Below are 1,216 nucleotides of genomic sequence, written 5' to 3'. Positions count from 1 at the left end.
TTGGTCCTACCCACCAAAAGTAGACACCTTAACTAAGCGGCCATTGCCGCGTCCTTTTCAAACTGCGCAGGACTTACATATCCCAGAGAAGAGTGCCTACGCAAGCGGTTGTAAAATATTTCAATGTACTCAAAGATACCGGACTTGGCCTCCTCAATCGAGCTAAATTGTTCCGGATAGATCAACTCCACCTTCAAACGACTATAGAAGGATTCCATCGGCGCATTGTCCCAGCAGTTCCCTTTGCGACTCATACTCGGAACCGCGCCGTGCTTAGCCATAAAGTCGATATATTTCTGTGAGCGGTACTGCACACCTCGGTCAGAATGAACAATTAAACCTGGCTGAATTTCTCTCCGGTTAAAGGCCATTTGAAGCGCCTTTGTCACTAGAGCTTCCGTCATATTGTCTTCAAGCGCCCAACCAACAATCGTGCGAGAGAACAGATCCATCACCGTAGCCAGATACAACCACTGGTTCTCCACCCAGATATACGTGATATCCGTGGTCCACTTCTCGTTGGGCTTGCTCGCTCCAAACTGCCGCCACAACAGATTGTCGGCGACGTTATGCATTGTCAGGGCGTGACCACCATAGTTGAAGGATTTGCCATTGTGCGCCTTTAAACCCTGCAAACGCAGAACTTTAGCCACGGTATTAGTGCAACAGGGAATGTATAGCTCCTTCAATTCTTGAGCAATCCTGGGCGCCCCATAACGTGCTTTAAAGGTCGCGTAGGTGTCTAGCACCTGTTCTTTCACCCAGGCCCGCTGCTTGTCTCTATCGCTCTGGGGCCTCCCTAGCCATCGATAATATCCGCTTCTCGACACACCCAAAGAACGGCACATCATGACGATGGAAAATTCTCCAATATACTCACGTATCAAGGCGTACTTCACTCTTGGTGGTTCGCAAAGTACGCAGCTGCCTTTTTTAGAAATTCCACCTCTTTTTCCAGGGCAGCCTTTTCACGACGGAGTTTACGCAGCTCTTCACTCTCTTTTTTGGAATAATCGACACCATCCATAGTATTAAACTGCTTATCAGACAGGCGCTTGAACTGCCGTTTCCAATTGGCAATCTGCTGGGGACTAACCCCCAATTCCTTGGCGACCTGCGCCTGGGTAACTCCTGGCTTTTCGGAGCGTTTGACGGCTTCTCTACGAAACTCTTCGGTATAAGCCTGATTTCTTTTACGTGCCATTGGGACACCTCC

2 protein-coding genes are annotated in these 1,216 nt (G+C 49.1%); both read right to left on the bottom strand.

Features of this window, described 5'->3' with window-relative positions:
* Positions 1–32: 32 nt before the first annotated feature.
* On the bottom strand, positions 33–899 hold the full coding sequence (locus tag G8770_RS23785; protein ID WP_341771197.1) for an IS3 family transposase: 867 nt from the start codon (positions 897–899) through the stop codon (positions 33–35).
* Positions 896–1,216 (bottom strand): transposase (locus G8770_RS23780; RefSeq protein ID WP_208022483.1); only part of this gene is annotated, 321 nt, incomplete at its 5' end. The genes G8770_RS23785 and G8770_RS23780, both read right to left, overlap by 4 nt.

Source organism: Pseudomaricurvus hydrocarbonicus, assembly GCF_011602365.1.
In the GTDB taxonomy this organism is placed as follows: Bacteria; Pseudomonadota; Gammaproteobacteria; order Pseudomonadales; family Cellvibrionaceae; genus Pseudomaricurvus; species Pseudomaricurvus hydrocarbonicus.
The sequence above is the reverse complement of the archived record's forward strand: the minus strand, read 5'-3'. Positions and strand labels throughout refer to the sequence as shown.